The sequence below is a fragment of the Streptococcus sp. 17.1 genome (assembly GCF_016648655.1).
GTDB classification, from domain to species: Bacteria; Bacillota; Bacilli; order Lactobacillales; family Streptococcaceae; genus Streptococcus; species Streptococcus salivarius_E.
This window is the reverse complement of the sequence record NZ_JACLQM010000010.1, coordinates 46,667-72,616: the sequence shown is the minus strand read 5'-3', so window position 1 is coordinate 72,616 and position 25,950 is coordinate 46,667. Positions and strand designations below refer to the sequence as shown.

Genomic DNA, 25,950 nt, shown 5'->3' with positions numbered 1-25,950 from the left:
TATATTGTAACTCGTTTGGAGTTTTTTTGTTATGACGGTATAACCTTCGATGCGCACCCGCATAGCGGGTGGTTTATCTGTTTCGCACCTTCGGAGCGAAACGGACTTAAAGTCACATAACTAAAAAAGCTAGGAAAATTTCCTAGCTTTTTTATGTATTATCTTAGTGTTTACGTTTGTAAGTTGAGATACCGAACAAGGCCAAAGCTGATGTCACCATAGCTGCACCTGCTGCTGCAGAAGCTGCTGTTGATTTTTCACCAGTAGCTGGGAGAGCTGGAACTTCTTCTTTTACAGGTACTGATGTTGGTGTTACAGGTTTACCTGGTGTAGGTTCTGTTGGAGTTGTTGGTACTTGAGGTTTTGGTTTCTCAGTTGTTTCTTCAACAGACACAAAGTTTTTGTGGTAAGTAACTGATGCTGAAACAGTATTTGGAAGAACTGGTTTATTTGGTTCTTCTGGCAATTCAGGAACAACTACTGTTGAGTTAGTTGCGAACCAGTAAGCAGTTGGAACGTTAAGGTTATTTCCGCTTACGATGAAGTCCATTGGTTCACCCTTGAAGATTGTTGCAGCAGCACCATAGTAGGCATTCTTCGTACGAGGTGTTCCATCTGGGTTAATCGCATCCCAACCTTCATCTGTGACTTCACCAGTTGTTGGGTCTACTGTTGAGTCACTGTTAAAGCGTGAACCGTTAGCCACAAATTCGTTATCGTTTGTTGCATAAGCATAACCATCCTCATGCAAAGTGATAGATGAACCAGGAATTTGAACGTATTCATTACCATTCAAACCAACTTTTTCAATGTGGTTCCCAAGCTCAGTATTCCAGTGGTTAAGTGATGAGATACTCAAAACTGATCCATTCTTAGACAAATCAAGTGGTGTCACTGATGATTCAGTTTCAAAGAAATTCAAGTTCATCTTAACATGAAGTTTTTTGTTAGTGTCGTCAGTTTGTGAACCAATGAAAAGTGTCTTCGTTGGATCGTGGTACAACTTAACAATGGCTGAACCATCTGTACTTGGTGTTTCTACCAAAGTGTAAGTTGCAACGATTTTCTTAACTGGAGTACCATTGAATGATGTTCCGTTTAGATTGTTGTATGTTACAGTCAACGTTTGACCTGTAGCCATCTTCAACCATACATCTTCAGTATATTCACCATCAGCATTGATAGTGTACTGTGTACCGTTAGCTGCACTGAAGTCACTTGGAATGTAACGAGATGTGTTGAATTGTTCAAGGATTTCATCTACTGAGTGACCTGATTGGATTGTTTTATCCAAGTAGTCAACTGAACCTGCTGAGTTTTCAACAGTCATAGTAGCATTAGATTCTGTTTTATAAATCAAGCCAGTGGCATTTTCAGCCAAGCCCTTTGTCAAAAGACGAGCTGTTGTTCCACCAGTATATTCCTTGTATGATTTTTCCCAAGCAGCATAAGCAAGAACGTCTTGGTAGTATTTGTCCAATTGTGTTTTGTAATCTGCAAGTTTTTGATTATATTCTGAAACCGCAGTTGTCAAAGCTGTTGTTTGAACTTTGTTGTCATTGTTAGCAGCTTCGACGCTAGTGTGTTTCACACCTGCTTCTTCTGTAGCTGTGAATCCTCCTGTTGCAACAACATTTGCTTTAGCAGATGTAAGAGCTGCATCAGCTTCTTCACGAGTCAATTTATTTTCAGAAACAACTGTATTTGAAGCTTCTTGAGCATCTTTAGCTGCTTGATCTTGAACAGCTTTAACATCAGCAGAATCTTTTGATGCTGCTGCAGTCGTTGTTGCAGCTTCAACAGCGTTATCGAAGTCAGGATTTGAAACTTCAGCAATAGCTTTAGTTGTTGTTTTTACAGTAGTATCTGTTTCAGTAGTAGTTTTTTCTTCTGTTCCAGGTACTGTAGTGACAACCGCTGCATCACCTGTTGTTTTAACAAGATTAGCACTTGATTCTGCAGTCGTATTTGATACGGTTGCATCAGTATCAGTAGTTGCTGTTACATCTTTAGCTTCATCCGCAGCTGCTACGCTTGTAGCCGCGAGTCCTGCAAGCAATACGCTTGAATACAATGTTGTTTTAAATGGATTGACTTTCATTTACACTTTCTCCTTCTTGGTTAACATTTTATTAACCTATTTTCTTCACCGTTTAATATACTACCGTGATTTTCAAAATTTGGCAATAGTTTTCTGAAAAAAATATTATATATTTGCTACATGTTTTTAAAATTTGACACACTTTTGTTATAATTCAATCATTTCTTTACAATTAATTGTAATTCGTAAGGGAATCACAGAGTTTTCACTTATTACTTTCTTATAGCCGTTCATTTTTTTCTCATAAAGGACTGTTTCTAAGATAACATATGTTTTCTACTATATTCGGGTTATCATGAAGTGACCTCTTCATTACTAAAAACACATAAAAAACACCTTCAAGACCTTGACTTTAAGCGTTTTTCGTAGTACGCTTGAAAAAAATGTTAAGAAAGTTGGGGGACTTTTCAATGACAAAAAAAGAAATGAGATTGCTGATTCTTCTTGGGGTTAGTTTTATATTAGCAAACCTTGTACTTCGTTTGCTTCTTAAGCCTTTGCCTGAGAATATAGCTTATCTCATTAAAACGCTTGGCCTTATGTGTCTATACTATTTCCTCGTACAGAGACGCCTTGGATTAAAGATCAAATCGACTAAAAAGATAAGTTGGTCTGAAACCTTAGGGGTTTGTTGGTTTCTTCTTTTGGCAGATTTCTTCTATGTTTCTGCGGTTGCTTTTGGGATCAGTAAAGCACCTCACATGATAGGAACTGCCTTGGTTATTGCCTTAGGAGCCGGTTTTTTTGAGGAATATTTTTTTCGTGGACTTTTCCTTAAACTCGCCTTCCAAGCTGGTATTAGATCTTCAAAACAGGTTTTAGGAGTCGTTTTCTTATCTGCCATAATTTTTGGACTAGCCCATCTTGGAAACCTCACTCACCAGCCCTTGAACGCTACCTTGTTCCAGGTTTATTATGCGACAGCTATAGGCATATTCTTTGCTGCTATTTACCTACGTACTGGTAGCCTCTGGTGGACTATTATTCTGCACTGTTTGGTTGATTTTGCCAGTGTCCTTCTCTCGCAATCAACACAGGCTGCACCAGCTACAAGTATCTGGCATTTCATTTTCTGGCTACCTTTAATTGCCTTAGGACTCTTCCTTATTCGTCCTAAAAAATTGAAAGCCATTAGATATCTTAATGACTAATATTTCAAACTGCATCCCACAAGTTAGATTTTTGGTGTCTAACCTGGGGATGCAGTTTTTCATTTATCAGCACCACATTCTTACAACTTATCTCAATTTCCATTATTACTCCTAAAACGATTTAATCATAGAAATTTCATATCAGGTCTTCATCTATTCCTATCAGAATTTTGCTGATTTTAGACTTCTCATTTTGTTATAATATGACCTACAATCATATTTTTTTAAAGGGGATGCTTATGAATTTTCAACAATGTCGCTATGTTCAGACTATCGCTGAAACAGGGTCTTTTAGTAAGGCTGCTAAAAAACTCTTTTTGACTCAACCTAATCTCTCAGCATCCATCCGTGATTTAGAAGAAGAACTTGGAGTCCAACTCTTTGAACGTTCCAATACAGGAGCTAAACTAACTGATGACGGTCATGATTTTCTCAAATACGCCAAACGTATTCTTGGAGAGCTAGATCTACTAGAAGGACGCTATCGAAAATCCTTTAAGAAATCATTCACTGTTGCCAGTCACCACTACGATTTCTTGTCACTTCCCATGGCTCACATTGCCCAACGTTTTCGTAGTGATTATCAAGAATTTCAACTGATTGAAACAACAACTAGGAAGATTCTCAAAAGCGTTGAAAGCTTCGAAAGTGATCTGGGGATTATTTATCTAGATGAAGATAACGACCATATCTTAGAACGCAGTTTCCAACACATGGATCTGACTTTCACCCCACTCGGAGAGTTTGAAACCAAGATTTTCTTAGGTCGCCAACATCCCCTAGCTCACAAAAAATCCCTCAATCTCAAAGATTTAGAGGGATACCCACAGGTCCGCTTTCGTCAAGAAAGCTCTGGAATTCATTTTGACGAAGATCCTCTCGAGGTTCTGCCTGACCAACAAGTGATTTACAGTAATGACCGAGGCAGTGTCATGAATTTGCTCTGTGCCTCAGATAGTTACGCTTCTGGCCTCGGTATTGTTAATAGTTTCATTAAAGACCAAATTGTTTTACTTCCACTGAAGAACAGTCCAAAGCATACCTTGGGGTTTGTGACAAATAATAAACAGAAACAATCCGCAATTATTCAAGCATTTATCGAGGAAATTCAGGATAGCTTACTACCCCACCACTAAGGAGAAGAAAATGGAATTTCAAACACTTAACAATGGCATCAAAATACCCGTGCTTGGTTTTGGTGTCTGGCAAATTTTCGATCAAAAGGAATGTCAAAAAGCCGTTGAAGACGCTCTTTCTGTAGGCTATCGATTAATTGATACTGCTAGTCTTTATCGAAATGAGGAAGCCGTGGGACGTGCTATTAAGGCATCTGGTATCCCTCGCGAGGATATTTTCTTGACTAGTAAAGCCTGGATTAGCCAGCTCGGCTACGAAGATACCAAATTAGCCCTAAAAGAAACACTTCGCAAACTAGATACTGACTATCTTGATTTATATTTGATTCATCAACCTTTTGGCGACTTACATGGTGCCTGGCGTGCTATGATTGAGCTTCAGCATGAAGGACTTATTAGAGCCATTGGGGTTTCTAACTTCTCAACAGGACGTTTGGCAGATTTTGCCTTGCAAACACCTGTTATTCCAGCAGTCAATCAAATCGAGTTGCATCCCTATAAACAACACAAACTTATCCAGAAAGCTGATAAGGAATTTGGTACCCTAACACAAGCCTGGGCTCCTTTTCACAGAGGAGAGGATGGTATTTTTCAGGACTCAACTCTGACTGCTATCGCTGAAAAACATGGCAAGACAGTCGCTCAGGTCATCCTCAGATGGCAAACCCAACAAGGCATTCTGACCATTCCTAAAAGTACCCATATCAAACGAATGAAGGAAAACTTTGATAGCTTTGACTTCCACCTAGACCAAGCAGACCTTGATGCTATCAGTAAACTAGACCGATACCCAAATGCTTATGGTCCTGATGAAAGTGTAGAACGCATTAAGCATTTAGTGAAATATAGTGTATAAGAAAAACGAGTTCAACTGAACTCGTTTTTCTTATACACCAGCTCCTCTTGGGACTTTCTTTAAGTAGTTACAGACCTTAGAGGATATTCTTCAATAGATAATTTTCAGTTTTAAGGAATCAGAACTCCTAAGTGCTAGACTTAGATGTCTTTCAAGCGCTTTACTCACAACCGAAGTTTAGTAAAAAACAGTTTAGCAATTCTATGAATTGGAAAACTGTTTTTATATGATATTTTACCCAATCACACTTCCGTTTGGAACAGATGAATCTACTGTCAAGACAGTGAGTTTGCCGTCATGTTCTGCGGAAAGAATCATACCTTGGCTGACATATTTTTTCATCATCTTACGTGGTTTGAGATTAGCCACGACTTGAAGTTTCTTACCGACCAATTCTTGTTCATCTGGATAGAATTTAGCGATACCTGAGAGAATTTGGCGGTCTTCCCCATCGCCAGCGTCAAGACGGAAGCGAAGCAATTTGTCTGAACCTTCGACTTTTTCCACTTCTTTAACTTCAGCGACACGGATTTCAACCTTGTCAAAGTCGTCAAATTTGATTTGGTCTTTTTCAGACTTAAGTTCGACCTCTTCTGGGTTCCATTCCTTCTCTTGAGGTTTGCCTGCATTCATTTGAGATTGGATGTAGGCAATTTCTTCGTCCATGTCAAGACGTGGGAAGATTGGAGTTCCTTTTGAAACGACTGTCACATTTTCTGGGAAGCCTGAAAGTTCAAGATTTTCAAGGTCAAATGCTACTGGCAATCCAAGTTGTTCCATAATGGCATTTGAAGTTGTCATCATGAATGGTTGGATGAGGTGGGCTACCACACGAAGGCTAGCCGCCAAGTGAGCCATAACCGCTGCCAATTGTTCCTTGTCACCATCCTCTTTGGCAAGTACCCAAGGAGCTGTTTCATCAATATACTTATTGGTACGTGAAATGATGTTCCAAACGGCGTCCAAGGCACGTGGGAAATCTACAGCATTCATTTGTTTATGGAATTCTTCAATATTTTCAGCCACAACCTTAGCCAAATCAGCATCAAAGTCTGTAACGTTCTCAGCATAGGCAGGCACTTGACCACCGAAATACTTGTTAATCATAGCAACTGTACGGTTGAGGAGGTTCCCCAGGTCATTAGCCAACTCGTAGTTGATACGGGCCACATAGTCTTCTGGTGTGAAGGTACCATCTGAACCGACTGGCAAACTACGCATGAGGTAGTAACGGAGTGGATCAAGACCAAAACGCTCTACCAACATTTCTGGATAGATCACGTTTCCTTTAGACTTAGACATCTTACCGTCTTTCATGACGAACCAACCGTGGGCAACAAGACGTGTAGGCAATGGCAAATCAAGAGCCATAAGGATGATTGGCCAGTAGATTGAGTGGAAACGAAGAATATCCTTACCAATCATGTGAATAATTTCGTGGTTTTCATCATTTTGCCAGAACAAATCAAAGTTACCATGCTCATCCTGACCATAACCAAGGGCAGTAATATAGTTGATAAGAGCATCAATCCACACATAAACCACGTGTTTTGGATCTGACGGTACTTTTACTCCCCAAGTGAAGGTTGTACGTGACACAGCCAAATCTTCCAAGCCTGGCTCGATGAAGTTTTTAAGCATTTCATTCATACGACCATCAGGTTGGATAAATTCTGGGTGTTCTTTAAAGAAGGCAGTCAAACGGTCTGCGTAGTTGCTGAGTTTAAAGAAATATGATTCTTCAGAAACCAACTCTACTTCATGCCCTGATGGGGCTACCCCACCAATGACATTACCTTGCTCATCACGGTAAACTTCTTCCAACTGACTTTCAGTGAAGAATTCTTCGTCTGAAACTGAGTACCAACCTGAGTATTCACCAAGATAGATATCTCCTTGTTCCAAGAGACGCTCGAAAACTTGAGCAACAACTTTTTCATGGTAATCATCAGTCGTACGGATGAATTTATCGTATGAGATATCCAAAAGTTGCCAGAGGTCCTTAACACCAACAGCCATACCATCCACATACTCTTGTGGTGTGATTCCTGCTTCTTCAGCCTTTTGTTGAATCTTTTGGCCGTGTTCATCAAGCCCAGTAAGGTAGAAGACATCGTAGTTCATCATACGTTTGTAACGTGCCAAAACGTCACAAGCAATGGTTGTATAGGCAGAACCAATATGTAATTTACCAGATGGGTAGTAGATAGGTGTTGTGATGTAGAATGTTTTTGTCATTTTAATTTCCTTTCATGTGTTAACAAATGGGCTAACACTGATGATATAACATCTTATTATAGCACGTTTTGGACACTAAAAAAACCAGACTAGCTGGTTTTAAACATTACTAGTTTTGAAAGCGCTTTTTATCAGCTCTAACATCACGTTCATAGTCATAATCTAATTTCTTCACGTCATCCTCTGATAGGCGTTTGAAGCTTCTTTCTTCTGTAAGTTTACCTTTCTTATTATAAGTTGTGACGATTAATTTATCACCCTTAACCTTGTATCGAACGGTTTCTTCGAGAGATTCTTTGTAGGATTTAACGTAAATCTTTTTACTTTCATCGTTATCAGCCTTAGTTCGATATTCACTTATTTTGTATTGATTATCTACTGCCTGGTCAATGACTTTCGTATATTCAGATAGTGACATGTTTGGTTTAAGCGTTCTAGACCAAGCATCTGGACGGTATGCTTCGTCAGTATCATAGTCTGTAAAGTCAACCAGATTGTTCCCGCCAGCTAAGGTATAAAAATAAAATTTAACATTGTTCCCTTTGACTTTAACAAAATCATGAGCCTCTAGGCCACTTTCCTTGAAAGATTCCATACCATCAACCATTTTCTTCTTATCTTTATGGTAAAAGCGATAAGTTTCAAGTAGATAGGTTCCTTCAGGTATTTTACCACCTTGCAGGTGCATAAACGCATAGCCACCAAATGAAAGTGCCACTAGGACAATCGCTCCCACCACAGAAGCAATAATAATTTTAGCTTTCTTAGACAAGCCTGTCTTAGCAGGAGCAACTTGTGAAACGGCTTGTGTCACTTGATCACTCAACTGAGATTGTTGAGGATTAACACCCTCGTCCTTAGACTCTTGAGAAATAAATTCCCCATTAGCTTTTGCTTGTTGGATTTCTTCCTCTGTCGGCTTACGATTATTGATTGTTTCGAAATAATCTAACCACTCTTTTTCGTTCATAAAAGTCCCCTTTTTCATTGATATTTCCATTCTACCAGAAAAAAGACTCCAAAGCTATTTGACTATTTTCATAAAAAGAAAAGCGGTACCAAGATGGAGTTTTAGCTCTCCTTCTTGTACCACTTTGCTCATTTACATCATTGGCTGATTAAATTTTATCAATGCCTCTTTTGCTGCTTTTACTATCGTCAGAGCCTGATTTAGAACCACTACCATAGTCATCGCTGTAACCATAACCGTAGTCACCTCCATAACCATAATTAAAGTAATCCTTATACTCGTCGTACTGATCACTATAAGTCTTCAATTCTTTCTTATAATCTTTAATTGCATCCTTATAATCATCCCAACGCTCTTCAGCATCCCCCTTACTCATACGCTTAAAAGTAACACGGGATTGAAGCTCTCCATCCTTGTCATAAGTAGATAGCGTATACTCGTTACCTTTTTTGACGTAAGTTCGTTTTTCTTTGAGAGATTTCTTGTAAGATTTTACAGATTCTTTAACGGCTTCTTTTGTAGCGTCTTTAGTGTAAAAAGAATAATCCTTAGACATATCTTTCATGAAGTCTTTGACTGTAGATTCAAGCTCTTCAACTGTTAAAACTTCTGTCTGAGTTTTATTCCATGGATCGAACTGCTGAGGGATTTCATGTTCATACTCTAACAAGCTAACATAAGGTGATTTATTGTCCTCGAGATAAGAATAGTATCTAGATCTATTATTTTTTACTTCTACAAAGGAGTAGACATCATCAAATTCATCGAAAGCATTTACCATCTTATCTTTATCTTCATCACGATAAGAATAGGCCACTACCTCATATGTTCCATCCGCAATCTTACCTGATTGGTAGCGCCATAGTGAATAGCCTCCAACGATAAGTAAAATCGCTGCCAAGGAACCTAAGACTGATGCCAAAATAATCTTAGTTTTCTTAGACATACCTTTTTTAGGGGGTACTACTTGTTGGAAGGTTGCTGTTGCTTGGGCAAACTGAGGCTGTTGCGTCATAGCAATTACAGGTTCAGCTGGTTTAATCGGTCTTTGCTCCGTCACTTGTCCATTTGAGCTAAAAATATTAGGTCGTTCAAGGATAAACTCGCCTGCTGCTTGAGCTTGAGATAACTCTTCGGGAGTTGGTTTACGACCGTTGACTAATTCAAAGTACTCAATCCACTCTTGCTGGTTCATAATAATCTCCTTTTTTATTGGTCTACTGTTCTATTGTACCAAAATAAATGGTGAAATAGTATTTGACAATTATCATAAAGACTGTAAGTTTTTTTAATAAAACATTTGGCTATGATTCTCGATAGTAAAGAGGTACTTGGTCGGTAAGTAGTTCAACGCCAGATGAGATAATCCCCATCATGCCTTGAATAATTATAATACTTCAAGGAATACTCATAATCCCAATCATAACCACTTTTGACCTCTTTGGCTTCCTCTGAGCTCAATCGTTTAAAAGTTCTACGCGACTCAATATGTCCATCATCAGCATAAACAGTCAGAACGAGACCATTAGGTCGCTTTTCATAAGTTCTTTTTTGCTTCAACATTTTTTTATAATCGTCTACACACCTTTGGACAGATACTTCTTTTACTCTTGAATACTCCTCTCCCTTTTTAGAAATCTTATCTATATGAGAAATCACTAGAGCTTCATATTCAGAGACTGTTAGATCCTGTTTCAAAGTCCCTGTACGTGGGTCAAAAGTCTGTGGGAGCTTTTCATCATGCTCAAATGGTGAGACAAAAGGTTCCCCATCCCCCACAAAAACATAATAAAATTGAGATTTCATATTCTCAACAACTATAAAATCCTCATATAAGCTATCATTATTCTCTCCTCGCTCAGTCCAATTTATCAATTCATTGGAATATGCCGATTTAGCCTCGTATTTTAGCATCTGATAAGTGCCGTCTGGAATATAGTTCTGTTGATACTTCCAAAATCTTCCCTCTCCTATGGCTATCAAGACTGTCGCAACAAGTCCAAGCAATACAATGATAGCAATCTTCCATTTTTTTGCTTTAGTCATGGCTCTCCCCTCCATATCAGCCTATTATTCAATACTATTTTACCAGAAATAGGGGAAAAGCTAATGACATGACTGTAAAGGAAAAAGAGGTTGAGAACACATACTCTCAAACCTCTTTTCATCAATTTACTTTTTTACATCCTCAGCACCAATTACTGGGTATTCAGTCAATCCTGATGCTGTTTCTTCTTCAAGCTTGTTTGTTTCCTCTGATTTTTCCTCAAAGTCAACCTTAGGTGCATCTTTTTCATAAGCATTAATGATATCAGCTACAACTGGGTGACGTACGACATCGCTAGCAGAGAAGTGAACAAAATCAATAGCCTTAATTCCCTTCAATTTCTCCATAGCATCGACAAGGCCTGATTTAACACGACGTGGCAAGTCGATCTGACTCATGTCCCCATTGACAATCATCTTAGAATTAAAACCAAGACGGGTCAAGAACATCTTCATTTGCATGATGGTTGTATTTTGTGCCTCATCAAGGATAACAAAGGCATCCTCTAGGGTACGACCACGCATATAAGCGAGGGGTGCAATCTCAATAATTTCACGTTCCATGAGGCGGGTCGTTTGCTCCTTACCAAGAATTTGATAAAGGGCATCATAGACAGGGCGAAGGTAAGGATCCACCTTTTCCTTGAGATCACCAGGCAAGAAACCAAGGCTTTCACCCGCCTCAACTGCTGGACGTGTCAAAACTATACGTTTAACTTGACCACGTTTAAGAGCTGTAACCGCAAGGGTAACCGCCAAAAAGGTCTTCCCTGTACCAGCTGGACCAATCCCAAAGACCACATCATGGTTTTTAATGCTATCAACATAAACCTTTTGCCCCAAGGTCTTCACTCGGATTGGTTTGCCACTATTGTCCTTAATAATTTCTTCTTCGTAAAGGGCAACAAATTTGTCAATCGAACCATCTTGAGCCATGGTTAAGGCTGCAACAACATCTGAGGTGTTGACTAGCATCCCACGCTCCACTAAAACAAGGAGTGCTTGAATGGTCAAACGGGCCAATTCAACACTTTCCTCGTCATCTCCAAGGATCTGCACACGCTCTGTTCGAGCATGAATAATAACATTTAGGTTTTCCTCGATAAGTTTTAAATGGCGCTCATTGGTCCCAAAAAGTGACAAGACATCATCTGGGTGATTTAGGGTAATTTCAACAGAATACTCTTGCAAATAGAGTTCCTCTTTCTTTCGTATTTTTCTCCATTATATCAAAAAAATCACGCCAGGCGTGACTTTTTATTATTCTGACTTATTCATTAAATGACACGTGAACGTGGTCATAGTGGTTTTCAGTAACGCTACCACGGTCTGGCATTTGGTTCCATGTGTTAGCTGGTCCGTAGATATTATCTACTGGTGCGTAGAATTGTTGTCTGTAGATAACATATGAGATACCTGCATTTGAGATATTGTCTACAGCATATTGAGCGACTTGATTACCAACTTCTGAACCAACTGGTACCATAACGTCAACGGCAAGTCCTTTACCATGGTCTTGTGGGTCACCTTCACGGTAACCACCGATGTCAGTAAGACCGAATTGTGCTGCTACATCTTGACGGAAAGCTTCAGCTTGTGGTTGAAGGTGTGGATCCGTTGGAAGTGTATTTGTTGATGCAGGTTGTGCTGCTGGTGCCTCTGAAGCTACTGGTGCTTCTGAGGCCACTTCTGATGTTGCTGCTGGTTCTACCGCTGGTTGTTCTGCTGGAGCTTCTGAAGCAGCTGGTGCCTCTGAAACAGCTTCTGATGTTGCTGCTGGTTGCTCTGCTGGCGCTTCAGAAGTCGCTGGTGCTTCTGAAGACGCTTCTGATGTTGCTGCTGGTTGCTCTGCCGCTGGAGCTTTTTCTTTTACTTCAGGCTGTGCTGGTGTTTCAGCAGCTGGAGTAGTTTCTGCTTCAGGTGTAGCTTCTGCTGACGCAGTGACATGATCAATAGCATCAGCAACTGGTTGTTCAGTTTCTGCGTATGCTGGTGCTTCTGATGCTGATGCGATAGCTTCTGTTACTTCTGAAACAGCTTGAGTTGATTCTTCTGTAGCAGGTGCTTGAGTAGCTGTTGTGCTTACTGTTTCAACTGGAGCTGTCAAGTCCGCTGCAACTACAGATTGACCATTTACAGTCACTTCGTTAGTTGTCAAATTAGCTTCTGCAACTACAGGTGTAGTTGATGTTTCTGAAGCTGGAGTTCCAACTTTAACAGAGATAGCTTGATTATCAGCATTGTAAGTTGCTGTCAAGACTGTTCCAGGGGAAATCAAATCAATGTTTGTGATTTGATTGATGTTAGCCAAAACATTCACATCGATACCCATTGCTTCAGCGATACTTCCCAAAGTATCACCGTATTGAACTGTATAAGTTTGTTGGTTATCACTTACAGCGATATCTGCTTTGATTTGATCTACTGAACGTGCTGCCCAGTTTGAAGTTTCATCGGCATGTACGTGACTTGCAGCAAAAAGTGAAAGTGCTGCGGTCGAGTAAAGAAGTGCCTTTGTTGTTTTAGATTTTGATAACATGTATAATTCATTCCTTTTTTAACAATTTTAACATCTACAATAATACCACACTTTTTGTCAAAAAAGGGGTGATTTACTGCACTTTAAAGCAATTACTAACTAGTTGTAACAAGCCTAATTTATTGAAAAACAGCTGAGATATTTGTAAAAAATTGTAACAATTCATACCAATTCAAATGGTAATTACTTTTTAAAGAAAATGCTAAAAGTCATTATGCTTATCGTAGACTTAGTCGCTATTAATGAGCCAGATAATCTTCCCAAATCTGGTCAAACTGCCCCAGATTAAAGGAAAAACTAGCTTGATCTTCCAAATAACGACTGACTTCTTCGAAGTCATCAGTATGCTTCGGGAAGGTTGAATCTTCAAAAGCCAAATCAGCCAAGATTGCTACTGGTTCATTGGATTTGGGATTACGCTGGGCCATCAGCCAAGTATAAAAGGATTTTCTCATGCCTTCTCCTAACCGATTAATTCTGTTCCAAACTGATCTTGTTTGATTTTTTTGGCCTTCATCAGACCACCTAGAGACTTCTTAAATTGACCCTTAGAAATACCGAAGGTAGCCTTGATATCTGCTGGTGATGACTTGTCATTAAGTGTCATAAAACCACCATTGCTCTCTAAATAGGTCAAAATCATCTGAGCATCATTTTCGAGCATTTCAAAAGAACGTGGCTTAAGAGAAAGATTAAGGGTCCGGTCAACTTCTCTGAACCCAATCACACGTGCTTCAAGGACCTGACCTAAACGTGGCTCCGAATAACGTTCTGATGGATGGATGAAACCAAGCATGTTATTCTCTGGCAAATAAACAAAAGTTCCTGACAATTTGAGACGGTAGGCAATGGCTGGCCATTTTTGGTTTTGCATATTATCGTAAGCAGGTCCAGCCATACGTTGAAAGACCTCAGGTTCGGCAGGAAGTCCCCAAATACGGTCTTTTTTGTCAACATCGAGTTTGATGTAGAGTTTATCCCCCTTCTTAGGCCAAAGCTCTTTGAGTTCTGGCAAAACATCGAGAGAGACAACAATCTCCTTATCTGGAATTCCTACGTCTACAAAGACACCCAAATCCTTACGAACTTCAGTGACCTCTCCCCAATCATAAGAATCGCGAGTTGCCTTGATTTCCTTTTGAGTCAGACGTGATTTTTGCTTGCTATCTGTATAGGCGAAGCCTGTCACCATGTCACCAATAGCGTATTTCCCTTCTTCTTTAGACAAGGCAAAAGTCACACCGTCCTTTTGTACAAAGTAAAATTTATCATTTTCATCAGTTACTAGGGCAGTAATGATCGTTCCAAGTAATGTATTCATCTTTTTTCCTCTAAAAAGAGAGTCGGACAAGGAAGCTAACATAGTCCATGCTCTTTTGCTTCTGTCCCACTCTCCTTATTTTTCTATTGATTAAACAGTAAGGAGTTCTTTTTCCTTTTCTGCTGTCATGCTGTCAATCTTCTTAACAGCGTCATCAGTTGCTTTTTGGATATCTTTTTCCAAAGCTTTCAATTGATCTTCTGTGATTTCTTTGTCTTTTTCTTGCTTCTTAGCTTCATCCATAGCATCACGACGGATGTTACGGATAGCGATTTTAGCATTTTCGCCGACTTTTTTCACTTCTTTAGCCAACTCTTTACGTGTTTCTTCTGTAAGTGCTGGGATAACCAAGCGCACCACAGAACCATCATTAGCTGGGTTGATTCCAAGGTCAGATTCATTGATAGCACGTTCGATATCAGCAATTGAACCTTTATCAAATGGTGAAATCAAAAGGACACGTGCTTCAGGAACCGTGATTGAAGCCAATTGGTTAAGTGGTGTTGGAGCACCATAGTATTCTACAGTGATGCGGTCAAGAAGTGAGGCATTGGCACGGCCTGCACGGATAGAGCCAAATTCACGGGCCAATGACTCGTGTGAGTGGGCGAAACGTTCTTTTGCTTTTTCAATAATTGCGTTTGTCATAAATTCTCTCTTTCTTACTTGTGTGATTCTGCTTTGTTAGATACAGTTGTCCCAATTTGCTCACCAAAGATAACACGTTTGATGTTTCCTGGTTCGTTCATGTTGAAGACAACAAGGTCAATGTCATTATCCATTGAAAGGGTAGAAGCTGTGGCATCCATAATTTTCAAACCACGTTTGATAACTTCCACGTGTGTCAATTCATCAAATTTTACAGCATCAGCGTTTTTACGAGGGTCGTCATTGTAGACACCATCAACGCCGTTTTTGGCCATAAGAATAGCATCAGCTTCAATTTCAGCTGCACGGAGAGCCGCTGTTGTATCTGTTGAGAAGTACGGTGAACCAATACCTGCTGCAAAGATAACAATACGACCTTTTTCAAGGTGACGAAGGGCACGACCACGGATATAAGGCTCTGCCACAGATTTCATATCAATCGCTGTCTGAACACGTGTATCAACACCGAGTTGTTTCAAACTATCTGCCATAACAAGGGCATTCATAGTTGTTCCAAGCATTCCAGTATAGTCCGCTTGAACACGATCCATTCCTGCTTCAGCTGCAGGTTCCCCACGCCAAAGGTTACCACCACCGATAACTAGAGCAATTTGAATACCTGAATCCGCTACCTCAGCAATTTCTTTAGCCATAGCTTGGACAGTTGGAAGATCAATCCCAACACCTCGTTCACCGGCTAGAGCTTCACCTGAAAGCTTAATGAGGACACGTTTGTATTTTGGTTCTGCCATGATTTCTCCCTATTAACTATTTTGTTTTATGATTTAATTCTTAGCTGAGATTCATCTTTCCTAAGTCGTCAATTACCATCCTTTTAAGGTGGTTAAGGGGCTTATTCGAGCAACTCCTTTTTATGATTAGGATAGGAAAATGTTTTCTTTTTTTGCAAAGAAAACACTAAATCTTCATCCTTACTATTTTATCATAAATTAGGGTTTTCACCTAGTCAAATATTTAAAAAATATCCTTACAAGATAACTGTAAAGGTGATGGTGTCATTTTTATAAGAGGCAAAGATACGCCCCTTAAATAATTTGACCATACTTTGAGCCATGGACAGGCCAATGCCAAAACCTTTATGTTCTTTGTTATTATGGGATTCTTCAATACGATAAAAACGCTCAAAAAACTTGCTATAGTCAACAGCCTTACCTTCTTTATAGGTGTTTGACACTTCTAAACGAGCCCGTTTTCGCGTTCTTCCAATCTGACGAAGTCTTACCGTAACTGTCCCTTCTGGATCACAATACTTGTTAGCATTATCCACAAGGAGAGTCACAAGTTCAAAGAGAGACTTCTCCTCTGCCTTTACATGAATATCCGGTGTGATGTCCATGACAAAAGATTTACCGTCTCGAACGACAGGTCCCTTAAAGTCCTCTGCTGCATCCTCAGTAATATAGGAAAAATCGACATCTTGAAGAACAATATCCGGCTGCTCCTCCAGACGAGATAGGGCTACCAGAGAATTGATTAGAGTGGTCAAGCGTGCCACCTGGTCATTCGTTGACTTGGTCCATTCGTTCTCTCCAGTCATGAGTTCCTGTAGCTCCGTATTGGCAGAAATAATGGCCAATGGTGTCTTTAATTCATGACCTGCATTGGTAATAAAACGTCGCTGCTTTTCGTAGTTTCGAATGAAGGGACGAATGACAATTCCTGATAAGGCACTAACAATGACAACAAAAAAGATAAAGCCAAACATTGATAAAAGGATAGAAAGATTTAACAAGGCTTGGGAAGAATTATAATAAGAGGTCGTGTCCAGAAAGACCACAAGGATCTTATTTTTGCTAACTTTACTAACCTGATAACTGAGATTAATATTTTTTTCTCTAATGGTTCCAAGAGTACTCGTCATTCGGCTAGCTGCTCGGGCATAAGTAGCGGCCTCTTCATCATTTATCAAGGAAGTATGACTGGTGTCCTGACTGACCACTTCATCACCAGACAAGGTCACGCTGAAAAAACGAAAACTATCTGATGGAATTTCACGCCCTTGATTGGTCTCAATTTTTTTCGTTTTTCCGAAACTACCATTATTTTCTGTAAGTGTGTTGAGAACCTTACTAATTTCCTGCTCCGTCTGAAAGGACCTCACAGTATTGATGATTCCCACAGTAGAGACCAAGATAAAGAGGATAGCCAAGGAAGCAATCGTAATAAATTGAAGTCGTAAACGTCTAAACATGAGCTACTCCTCTCTAATTGGCGAGAAGGCAAAAGTCGCCTCCTTTTTCACCAAGAATGCTGATGTCAGCCTGGATGGCTTGCAATTTCTGACGCAGATAGGAAATATAGACCCAGACAATAGACTCGTCCACATCTTCCTCATCCTCCCAGATAGTCTTGAAAAGGTGCTCAGTCGTTAATTTCTTGGCAGGATTGAGCATGAAGTGGGCCAGTAACTTGGTCTCTCTGCTTGAAAGTCGAATGGCGTTCCCAGCTACCAACTCCTGCTCTTCTTGGTCCAAACGAACAGAACCAAGAGTCAAAATTTTGGCAGTGAAGCTCTCACTCACACGACGTTCTAATGAACGCAGACGAGCCAAAAGTTCTTTAAGGGAGATTGGCTTGGTCAAGTAATCGTCTGCCCCAGCATCAAGCCCGGTCACGCGATCATCAATTTCAGCCATAGCTGTCAACATAATGACATGCGTCCTGTCCCCAGAGGAGCGAATCTCTTTTAGGGCCTCAATACCTGTTTTAATGGGCATCATAATATCCATAATCATCACTTGATAGGCATTCTGTGCAGCTAAGTCTACTGCCTCTTGCCCATTGAATGCTTGATCCACCTCATAACCCTGATGCTCTAGGGCTGCCTTGTAGACTCGAGATAAGGCCTCCTCATCCTCAGCTAGTAGAATTTTCAAAGCCATTCTAGTCCCCTCCTTCTTGAATTAAGTTACGGATGGTCTGCATGGTCAAATCGCATGAAGCTAATTCATCCGCACAGCGCTTAAGCTCACGGGTAATCATTTCTGGATTCTTGATATCGTGCTTGTACTTCATCTGATGCTCCAAACTGGCCCACGAATCCTGAGCGATGGTCCGAAGCTGAACCTCGACAAAATAGGTTCCCTTCTCATTTCCTAAGACATCTGGAAACTCGGTTTCTATTTCCAAAATGAGATGGTAAGAACGATAGCCATTGGGCTTAGCATTTAAAATGTAATCTTTCTCGTTGTAGATAGAAACGCCAGGGATAGCCTTAATGACATCGATAGTCTTGTAAATATCATCGACAAAGCCACAAACAATTCGAATCCCTATACTATCACGGATTTCCTTGAGTGCAGACTGGCTGGTTTCAGGTAAATTTTTCCGACGACACTTTTCACGCATAGAATCGCTCTCTTTGATTCGTGAAATGAAATGCTCATAGAGTTTGAAGCCTGTTTCTTTTTTGCTAGTAATATTAGCCGCAATAATTGGGTCTGTTATTTCTTGTAAAATCTTGGGAAGATACTGTGCATATTCCCCATAAATACTTGGAGTTGACATATAAACCTCCTCTAATAGCGTTTCTTAATTATAGCATAGATAGGCTTAAAAATAAGGAATGAGCCAGCTATGAGAGTCTCTTAAAGAATAAGAAAAAATCCAGCCGAAGCCAGATTCAATTTGCTTATCTAAGTTCAATTAACACAAGGCTATGCATCAAGTGGTTTGACAAAAGGCCAGTTGCCTAGTTTGTGTGTTTCATAGGTCAAGACCTTGTAACCACATTGCTTGTAGCCATTTTTCTCATAGAAAGGCACATTGTAATCGCGATTGGTAATCAAGCCAAGACTACGACCTCCTGTACTACGTACAAAAGGTTCAACCCCTTCAAGCAAGAAACGACTTCCTATACCTTTTCTTTGATAATCTGGAGTTACTGCTAACATCATCAGGTACCAATCGTATTCTGCAGAATCCTCCAGATGTCTTTCAGACTCTTCAACAAAATTAAAGTACTTAAACAACTTAGTGATGCTTATGAAACGGAAAAGCTTGGTCGCTCCGTTCTGGAGATAGTTAAGCATAGAAATCGTCTGATGCTGTAAAATAGCTGCCGCAACAATGCGACCATCCTTTTCAGCCACCAAACACGAATCCATCTTTATAGCTAAACGCACCAACATTTCCTGCAAGGCTAAGACAAATTCCTCATACTGTTCAGGATTCTTTAAATTAGTGGCAATCATTGAAAGATAGGGATAATCTTCAAAGGCATCTGCACATACTTGTGCCACTTCCTGAACTTCGTCTAGTCTTGCTTTGCGATATTGCATCTTAATCTCCTAATCTGTCTGTTTTTTTCAGTATAACACAAAACGCATGACTGACAGTCATACGTTCTATGGTTTTTTGTAAAATCTTATAATTTTATAAGAAAAGTTTAGGCAACTTCTTCTGTAAATTGACTATTATAAAGATCAGCATAGAAACCATCTGCTGCCATGAGCTCATCATGATTTCCTTGTTCAATAATATTCCCATCTTTCATCACAAGGATTAGATCAGCATTTCGAATGGTTGATAAGCGGTGAGCAATGACAAAGGAAGTCCGACCTTCCATAAGTTTGTCCATGGCTTTTTGAATCAATTCTTCTGTTCTGGTGTCAACAGATGATGTCGCTTCATCCAAGATAAGAAGAGGGGCATCCTTCAGAAGGGCACGTGCAATGGTCAAGAGCTGTTTCTGACCAACTGATAATGTCACAGAGTCATCCAAATAAGTGTCATAACCTTTTGGAAGTGTGGTGATAAAGTGGTGAACACCGACAGCCTTGGCAGCAGCAATAACTTGCTCGTCAGAGATATTTTCTTGGTTGTAAATTAAATTATCACGAATAGTACCTTCAAAGAGCCAAGTGTCCTGAAGCACCATAGAGAATTGGTCATGGACAGTTTCACGTTTCATGTCGCCAGTATCCACACCGTCAATGGTGATATGGCCTTGATTGATGTTATAAAACTTCATAAGCAAGTTAACAATAGTCGTCTTACCAGCACCTGTTGGACCAACAATCGCAATCTTTTGACCTGGCTTAGCAAGAGCTGAAAAATCATGAATAATAGTCTTTTCAGGAGTATAACCAAAGGAAACATGATCAAAGACAACTTGACCTTTAGTATCTGTCAATTCAGCTGTCTTAGCTGACTCGTCGTCCATATCTTTTTCTTCCAAAAATTCAAAGATACGACCAATGGCTGCAGTTGCTGATTGGAGTTGTGTAATCCCTTGTGCAATTTGAGAAAGAGGTTGTGAGAAGATGCGAACATAGGTCATAAAGGCTACCACATCACCGATAGTCAAGCTACCGTCGATTACCTTAACCGCACCTACCAAGCAGACCATGACGTAACCAAAGTTCCCAATGAAAATCATGAGTGGCATCATAATACCTGAGATAAATTGTGATTGCCACATCGATTTATAGAGTTTATCATTAAGCCCCTTGAAAGCTTGACTGCTTTCTTGAGCGGCATTGTAACTCGTTACAACTGCTTGACCTGTGTAGATTTCTTCAATATAACCATTAATATTAGCCAAATTTTCTTGTTGGCGTTTGAAAAGGGGTTGTGAGAAGCCCATGATGAAGGCTACTAGAACAAACCCTATCAAGACAGAACCAATCGCAGTGAAAGCCATAGTGACATTTGAGTAGAACATCATAATAATGGCTGCCACCAAGAGAACACTTGAAGTAATCAAGGTACCTAAGCCTTGGCTAAGCGATTGTCCCAAAAGGTCAACGTCATTGGTCACACGAGAGAGGGTGTCCCCTTGAGAATGACTGTCGAAATAATTAAGGGGGACACTGTTGATTTTCTTTTGGATAGCTGTACGGAAACGTTGTGAAAAGCGTTGTGTAACCGTCGCAACCGTAAAGCTTTGTAAGTAACCCACAATCGCTGAAATGGCATAGAGAACAGCCAAGGTCATAGCAATACTTGCCACCTTATCCAAATCAATACCTGGAATCGTCCCCATTTTGGTAGGTGTAATCCCTTCAGTAATAGTATTGGTAATTTCTTTAAGCTTATCTGGTCCAATAACTGTAATGACTGCTGAAATAATTGCTCCAACAATCGCAAGGACAAAGGGAATTGGGAAACCTTTAATATAGGGTTTTAAGCGTTTATAGGACGATGTTTTTGGCTTATTTTCCATTTTCTAACTCCTCCTTAGACAATTGTGAATAAGCAATTTCTTGGTAAACCTCATTGTTAGCCAAGAGTTCCCTGTGGGTTCCTTGCCCAACAACCTTACCTTGATCAAGTACCAAGATTTGATCAGCATTCATAATAGTAGAGATACGTTGAGCAACAATCAACTTGGTCATATCTTGTGTTTTTTCAGACAATTCTTGACGCAGTTTACGATCGGTCTTATAGTCCAAAGCTGAGAAGGAATCGTCAAAAATCAAGATTTCAGGCTTACGGGCAAGTGCACGCGCAATAGCCAAACGTTGCTTCTGGCCACCTGAGAAGTTAGACCCAGCTTGAGCAACCTCTGCCTTAAGTTGACCTTCTTTATTTTCAACAAAGTCTTTTCCTTGAGCCAATTCAAGAGCTTCCCAAATCTTAGCGTCATCTAGAGGACTATTATTGCTCGTTCCCATTGTCATATTTGACGTGATATTACCTGAGAAAAGCACAGCCTTTTGTGGAATATAACCGACTATATTGTGCAAGGTTTCGTGGTCAAAATGTCGTACATCCACACCGTCAACCTTGATAGTTCCTTGCGTGGCATCATAAAATCGTGGGATAAGGTTGACAAGCGTTGATTTACCAGATCCAGTCGAACCAATAAAGGCAACCGTGTCACCCTTTTTAGCTTTGAAGCTAACATGCTCCAAAACAGGCTCTGAAGTTTCAGAATAACGGAAAGAAACATCATCGAATTCGACAGTGCCCACGTCTTTAGGTTTTTCAGAACTATTTTCAGGGTAAGAGACTGAAGATTGGGTATCTAGAACTTCATTGATACGGCCAGCTGCTACAACGGCACGTGGAAGAAGGAAGAAAACGACAATCATCATCATGAATCCCATAACAACCTGCATGGCATAAGACGAATAAACCACCATATCTGAGAAGAGATGGACCTTGTCTTCCATGGCACCAGCAATTTTCGTTGGATTAGTTGGAATCTTAACATCTTCAATCAGATGCGCACCAATCCAATAAATAGCCAGTGTCAAACCGCTGGATACAGCAGTCATTACCGGTGTCAGTAAAGCAAAAGAACGACCGATAAAGAGGTTGTTTTGGGTCAAATCAGTATTGGCCTTTTCAAATTTATCCTCTTGATAACTTTCAGCGTTATAGGCACGCACCACACGAATTCCTGTAAGAGATTCACGCGTTACGCTGTTCAGTTTATCGGTCAGAGTTTGAATCAAGCGTTGCTTAGGCATAACCATAATCAAGAGGAAGAGCATGAGAATGGCAATCACTGCCACAGCGACAAGCAAGGCAAGGAGCCAATTTCCATTTTTATCGGCAATCTTTGTAATCGCCCAAATGGCCATGATAGGCCCCTGTGTAATGACCTGCAATCCCATGGTAAGTACCATCTGCAATTGGGTAATATCATTTGTCGTACGGGTCAAAAGACTAGGAATTGAGAATTTCTTAATCTCTGCATCCGAAAAACCTAGAACCTGATGGAAGATATCATCACGAAGACGGGTGGTAAAACTTGCCGCTGTTCTAGCAGCTAAGAAACCAACCACTACAGAGGCCATAAAGCCTGCAAATGACATTAAAAGCATTCGCATCCCTGGGGCATCTGTATTCCAGGCAAAAATATCCGACGCCTTAGTTCCCTTAGTTGATAAGAGTGTCGTAATATCAGACATATAGTCTGGAATTTTCAAGTTTAGATAGACGTTCAAACAAACAAATATCACAGCTAAGATAATCATGCTTAACTCTTTTGTCGTCAAACGTTTAAAAATTTTAAACATAAGTTACTCCTTATTTTTTTCTAAATTCTTATGAATTTGGTGAAAGACCCGAAAAGCTGTTTCAGCATCCTCTTTCGAAATGCCTTCTAATAACTGTTCATGGATAGCCTCTCGGAAATGTCCAACATCTTGGGCCTTCTTTTTACCCAAGTCTGTCAGATGAACATACTTGTAGCGTTTGTCCTTGTCCGATGTCACCAATTCAACGAAACCGTTTTTCTCCATACGTTTGACCAAATTACTAGCCACTGATTTAGATATAGATAGCCTTTTCTCGATATCTTTGATAAAGATTTCTTTATCTTGGTTCTCAAACAAGTACCTGACGGCAAACCCTTGTGGACCAGCTAAATGCTCAACGCCGTAAGCTTTGCCTAGCTCTTGCACGCGAGATTCCATAGCATTGATGATTTCTCTGAAGTCACTAAAAGGATCTTTTCCATGCATCGCAAGTTCCTCCTTAAATAATTCTCATGGAAATTATTTTAGTTCTTATGAGAACTATTGTCAAGAAGAAAAGTTCTTATGAGAACTAAAAAAGAGTGAAAAAGAATATTGCTTTCCACTCTCACTCCCGTAACTGTGATTATTAAGGCTTTGGACTCTAAAACCTAACAACGCTTGAGCTAGGCTATCTAAATAATAATACCCTCCAAATGGTCCAATTCATGTTGAATAATTTGGGCTGGCATGCCAGAAAAACTTAACTGTTTAGGCATCCATTGTTCATCTAAATAAGCTACCTCAATCAACTCATAACGTCTGGTTGGACGACTTCCTTCTAAAGATAAACAAGACTCCTCTGTTTGAAAAGGCGAGGACTTGCTGACTAAAACAGGATTAAACATGACTAGATTAACAAAACCGATATTGACGATAATGACACGCTTTTTAACTCCAATCATATTGGCAGCCATACCCACACAGGCATCCTTATGGAACTCCAATGTATCACGCAAATCTTTAGCCAAATAGAGGTCTTCTTTAGTCGCTTCTGTCGATTTTTGTCCAAGGAAAAAGACATCCTTTACGATAGTTTTTATCATCTATTTACTCCCTTTTCTTATCTAAACTATGAAATGATATATCCTTCTTTTATCGGAACCAAAGGTCTTCATTCCAAATAAATCACCTTGACCTATTATATCAAAAGGCCCACCCTCTAGTAAAACAGACAAAAAAAAAGAAACCCGCAGGCTCCTTTTTAGTTATCTTTCTTCACTCTATACAAATAACCAATAAAAACCAAAAGACTAATAGTTGAAACACTCATTGCCATTTTAGCAACTGTAGTATAGCTATAGGTCAAAACAACACCATGTTTACCTGTTGGTAAGACTAGATTAGTTGGATTCTTTTCCTTAGCTAAGTAAGTGGTTACTCGCTTCCCATCAATCCTTGCTTCTTGTCCTTTGTAGTAGAAAACTGGCAACGACAAGACCTTAGATTCTTTAGACTCGTTGGTCACCGTAAGTACTAGCTCGTTGGGAGAACGGCTGATGAATGGCTTGATTTCCTGATTATCCAAGAAAAGGTGTTTGTCAAAGACAAAGCCAAAAGGCACTTCTTTATTGGTATAATCCCCATTTATATTTTTATAAGTTCCCTTGGCCAGCATTTCTCTCGTGACTTTTGTATGACTTGGCAATATATTCTTTGCTTTAGTCATCTTATCTTGAACAGTAACAATCTGAAACATATTTAGACAAAGACCTAACAAGACAAGTATTGTCGATGCCTTTATAGAAATATTTTCTAAGATATTCGCCAAAGCTAAACTGAAGAAAAGCAGAGCAAAACTCCATAATCTCCAAGGAAATTGAAGGTTGGACACTGGACTTGACTGTAAGAACTGCCAAGGAAAACTTTTCAAGGTTAAAAAAGCTAAAATAAGAGAAATAAAAAGGTAAATTCTAGCTTCCCTAACCTTAACAAAACGCTTAGTAAAAATCAGGCTTAGCACTAGGCCCAGGAGGTAGAGAAGATTAACTGATGGAGTCCTTAAATCACTTTTTAGAATCAACTCCCAGTTGTCTGCCAGACTTAAAGCAGTCTTTGATAGGAGCGGTTTAAAAGTCGTTCGTAGAGTGACATACTTGAATTGCTCTATCATAGGAACAAAGAAAGCTAGAGACATACTAAGAGTGACAAGGGTAGCCTTAAGAAATCCTAGGACACGTTCTTTTTTATTATCCCAAATCCAAAAACTAGTTACCACCGCAAAGAAAATCCCAACAGAAGCCAAAAGGACCGATAAGACATGGGAATAAACTAAACCAAGCATCCCAAGAGTCAAGATCCACCATTTCTTGTAATCTCCAAAAGTTATCAAACGAACGCCAACGAAAACTAGAGGTAGAAAAATCATCGCTAACGTTTCGCCAACGGCTGCCCTGTAATAAGAATTGTGCAAGAAATACCCCGAAAAGAGATAAAAGGTAGAAAATATCATCACCTGTTTATCAGAATATTTCAATAAACGTAATCCGTAAAAACTAAGCAAACAAGTTACAAAGCGAACAAGAAACTGAAAACTCATCCAGGCTACAAAGACCGACTGAGTCAGCTTATAGATTATGAAAATAGGATAATAAGTTAACCAAGGATAAAAGGTATTGATTAATTGTCCGGTCCCTCCGTTAGTCGTAAAATTGATAGGACTCTTCCAGACAGTATCCAAGGATAAGAGTCGGTTAATGTGAAAGACAATATCATCACCATAAAGCTTGTCCCTAAAAAAGAACATAGGCAGTATTGACACTACGCTGATCAAAAAACTTATTAGAATGACTGTCTGATTAGTATACTTCTTCTTTTTTACCCAACAGGGACCCTTGCCAACACTCAAAATTATTCCTCTTGTATTCTAATTCATAAAAATCTGCTCTAGAAAGAGATTTCTTACAAGGTATTATACCAAAAAAAGCACGGAACACCTCTTCCTCCTAAGTCT

General features: G+C 39.7%; 23 protein-coding genes. 3 read left to right on the top strand and 20 right to left on the bottom strand.

The window, feature by feature from the left end; all coding sequences use genetic code 11:
- Positions 1-163: 163 nt before the first annotated feature.
- The gene (locus H7T99_RS07335) at positions 164-2,101 is read right to left on the bottom strand and encodes a GbpC/Spa domain-containing protein (RefSeq protein ID WP_037601900.1); all 1,938 of its coding nucleotides are present in this window, start codon (positions 2,099-2,101) and stop codon (positions 164-166) included.
- A 410-nt stretch (positions 2,102-2,511) separates the two neighbouring features.
- Here H7T99_RS07335 and H7T99_RS07330 point away from each other — a divergent pair, with 410 nt between their 5' ends.
- The 3 genes from H7T99_RS07330 to H7T99_RS07320 all read left to right on the top strand — a co-directional run bounded on the left by H7T99_RS07330 (position 2,512) and on the right by H7T99_RS07320 (position 5,244).
- On the top strand, positions 2,512-3,252 hold the full coding sequence (locus H7T99_RS07330) for a CPBP family intramembrane glutamic endopeptidase (protein ID WP_037601898.1): 741 nt from the start codon (positions 2,512-2,514) through the stop codon (positions 3,250-3,252).
- Between the two features lie 239 nt (positions 3,253-3,491).
- The gene (locus tag H7T99_RS07325; RefSeq protein ID WP_002885507.1) at positions 3,492-4,388 is read left to right on the top strand and encodes a LysR family transcriptional regulator; all 897 of its coding nucleotides are present in this window, start codon (positions 3,492-3,494) and stop codon (positions 4,386-4,388) included.
- 10 nt (positions 4,389-4,398) lie between these two features.
- Positions 4,399-5,244 (top strand): aldo/keto reductase, encoded by an 846-nt coding sequence (locus tag H7T99_RS07320; protein ID WP_037601896.1) that lies wholly within the window; start codon positions 4,399-4,401, stop codon positions 5,242-5,244.
- A gap of 234 nt (positions 5,245-5,478) precedes the next feature.
- Here H7T99_RS07320 and metG read toward each other — a convergent pair whose 3' ends face one another.
- From metG to H7T99_RS07225, 19 genes are all read right to left on the bottom strand, one after another.
- A complete protein-coding gene (gene metG / locus H7T99_RS07315; RefSeq protein WP_037601895.1) occupies positions 5,479-7,482 on the bottom strand; it encodes a methionine--tRNA ligase in 2,004 nt (667 codons plus the stop codon).
- Between the two features lie 109 nt (positions 7,483-7,591).
- On the bottom strand, positions 7,592-8,470 hold the full coding sequence (locus H7T99_RS07310) for a hypothetical protein (RefSeq protein WP_037601893.1): 879 nt from the start codon (positions 8,468-8,470) through the stop codon (positions 7,592-7,594).
- 130 nt (positions 8,471-8,600) lie between these two features.
- Positions 8,601-9,647 carry a hypothetical protein gene (locus H7T99_RS07305; RefSeq protein ID WP_037601891.1) on the bottom strand — a complete coding sequence of 349 codons (1,047 nt, stop codon included), beginning with the start codon at positions 9,645-9,647 and terminating at the stop codon, positions 8,601-8,603.
- 152 nt (positions 9,648-9,799) lie between these two features.
- Positions 9,800-10,498, bottom strand: coding sequence for a hypothetical protein (locus H7T99_RS07300; protein WP_037601889.1), 699 nt, complete (start codon positions 10,496-10,498; stop codon positions 9,800-9,802).
- Between the two features lie 126 nt (positions 10,499-10,624).
- Positions 10,625-11,689, bottom strand: coding sequence for a PhoH family protein (locus tag H7T99_RS07295; RefSeq protein WP_037601886.1), 1,065 nt, complete (start codon positions 11,687-11,689; stop codon positions 10,625-10,627).
- 79 nt (positions 11,690-11,768) lie between these two features.
- Positions 11,769-13,037 carry a LysM peptidoglycan-binding domain-containing protein gene (locus tag H7T99_RS07290; RefSeq protein WP_037601884.1) on the bottom strand — a complete coding sequence of 423 codons (1,269 nt, stop codon included), beginning with the start codon at positions 13,035-13,037 and terminating at the stop codon, positions 11,769-11,771.
- Positions 13,038-13,276: 239 nt separating this feature from the next.
- Positions 13,277-13,492 (bottom strand): YozE family protein, encoded by a 216-nt coding sequence (locus H7T99_RS07285; protein ID WP_002885591.1) that lies wholly within the window; start codon positions 13,490-13,492, stop codon positions 13,277-13,279.
- 8 nt (positions 13,493-13,500) lie between these two features.
- Complete coding sequence (cvfB, locus tag H7T99_RS07280; RefSeq protein ID WP_037601882.1) at positions 13,501-14,358, bottom strand: RNA-binding virulence regulatory protein CvfB; 858 nt, start codon at positions 14,356-14,358, stop codon at positions 13,501-13,503.
- A 90-nt stretch (positions 14,359-14,448) separates the two neighbouring features.
- On the bottom strand, positions 14,449-15,006 hold the full coding sequence (frr, locus tag H7T99_RS07275) for a ribosome recycling factor (RefSeq protein ID WP_002885567.1): 558 nt from the start codon (positions 15,004-15,006) through the stop codon (positions 14,449-14,451).
- Positions 15,007-15,020: 14 nt separating this feature from the next.
- On the bottom strand, positions 15,021-15,758 hold the full coding sequence (gene pyrH, locus H7T99_RS07270) for a UMP kinase (protein WP_002885551.1): 738 nt from the start codon (positions 15,756-15,758) through the stop codon (positions 15,021-15,023).
- A gap of 236 nt (positions 15,759-15,994) precedes the next feature.
- Entirely contained in the window at positions 15,995-17,218 is a 1,224-nt protein-coding gene (locus H7T99_RS07265) for a sensor histidine kinase (protein ID WP_037601880.1), read from the bottom strand.
- Positions 17,219-17,231: 13 nt separating this feature from the next.
- On the bottom strand, positions 17,232-17,909 hold the full coding sequence (locus H7T99_RS07260; RefSeq protein ID WP_037601879.1) for a response regulator transcription factor: 678 nt from the start codon (positions 17,907-17,909) through the stop codon (positions 17,232-17,234).
- A gap of 1 nt (position 17,910) precedes the next feature.
- On the bottom strand, positions 17,911-18,534 hold the full coding sequence (locus H7T99_RS07255) for a GTP pyrophosphokinase family protein (RefSeq protein WP_037601877.1): 624 nt from the start codon (positions 18,532-18,534) through the stop codon (positions 17,911-17,913).
- Between the two features lie 149 nt (positions 18,535-18,683).
- Positions 18,684-19,307 carry a GNAT family N-acetyltransferase gene (locus H7T99_RS07250; RefSeq protein WP_037601875.1) on the bottom strand — a complete coding sequence of 208 codons (624 nt, stop codon included), beginning with the start codon at positions 19,305-19,307 and terminating at the stop codon, positions 18,684-18,686.
- A gap of 107 nt (positions 19,308-19,414) precedes the next feature.
- Positions 19,415-21,193 carry an ABC transporter ATP-binding protein gene (locus tag H7T99_RS07245; RefSeq protein ID WP_037601873.1) on the bottom strand — a complete coding sequence of 593 codons (1,779 nt, stop codon included), beginning with the start codon at positions 21,191-21,193 and terminating at the stop codon, positions 19,415-19,417.
- Positions 21,183-22,997, bottom strand: a complete 1,815-nt coding sequence (locus H7T99_RS07240; RefSeq protein WP_037601871.1) for an ABC transporter ATP-binding protein — start codon at positions 22,995-22,997, stop codon at positions 21,183-21,185. Before H7T99_RS07240 ends, H7T99_RS07245 begins: the two co-directional genes overlap by 11 nt.
- A 3-nt stretch (positions 22,998-23,000) precedes the next feature.
- On the bottom strand, positions 23,001-23,444 hold the full coding sequence (locus tag H7T99_RS07235) for a MarR family winged helix-turn-helix transcriptional regulator (RefSeq protein ID WP_037601869.1): 444 nt from the start codon (positions 23,442-23,444) through the stop codon (positions 23,001-23,003).
- 188 nt (positions 23,445-23,632) lie between these two features.
- A complete protein-coding gene (locus tag H7T99_RS07230; protein WP_037601867.1) occupies positions 23,633-24,043 on the bottom strand; it encodes a peptide deformylase in 411 nt (136 codons plus the stop codon).
- A 158-nt stretch (positions 24,044-24,201) separates the two neighbouring features.
- Entirely contained in the window at positions 24,202-25,743 is a 1,542-nt protein-coding gene (locus H7T99_RS07225) for a hypothetical protein (RefSeq protein WP_080702577.1), read from the bottom strand.
- Between the last annotated feature and the right edge of the window lie 207 nt (positions 25,744-25,950).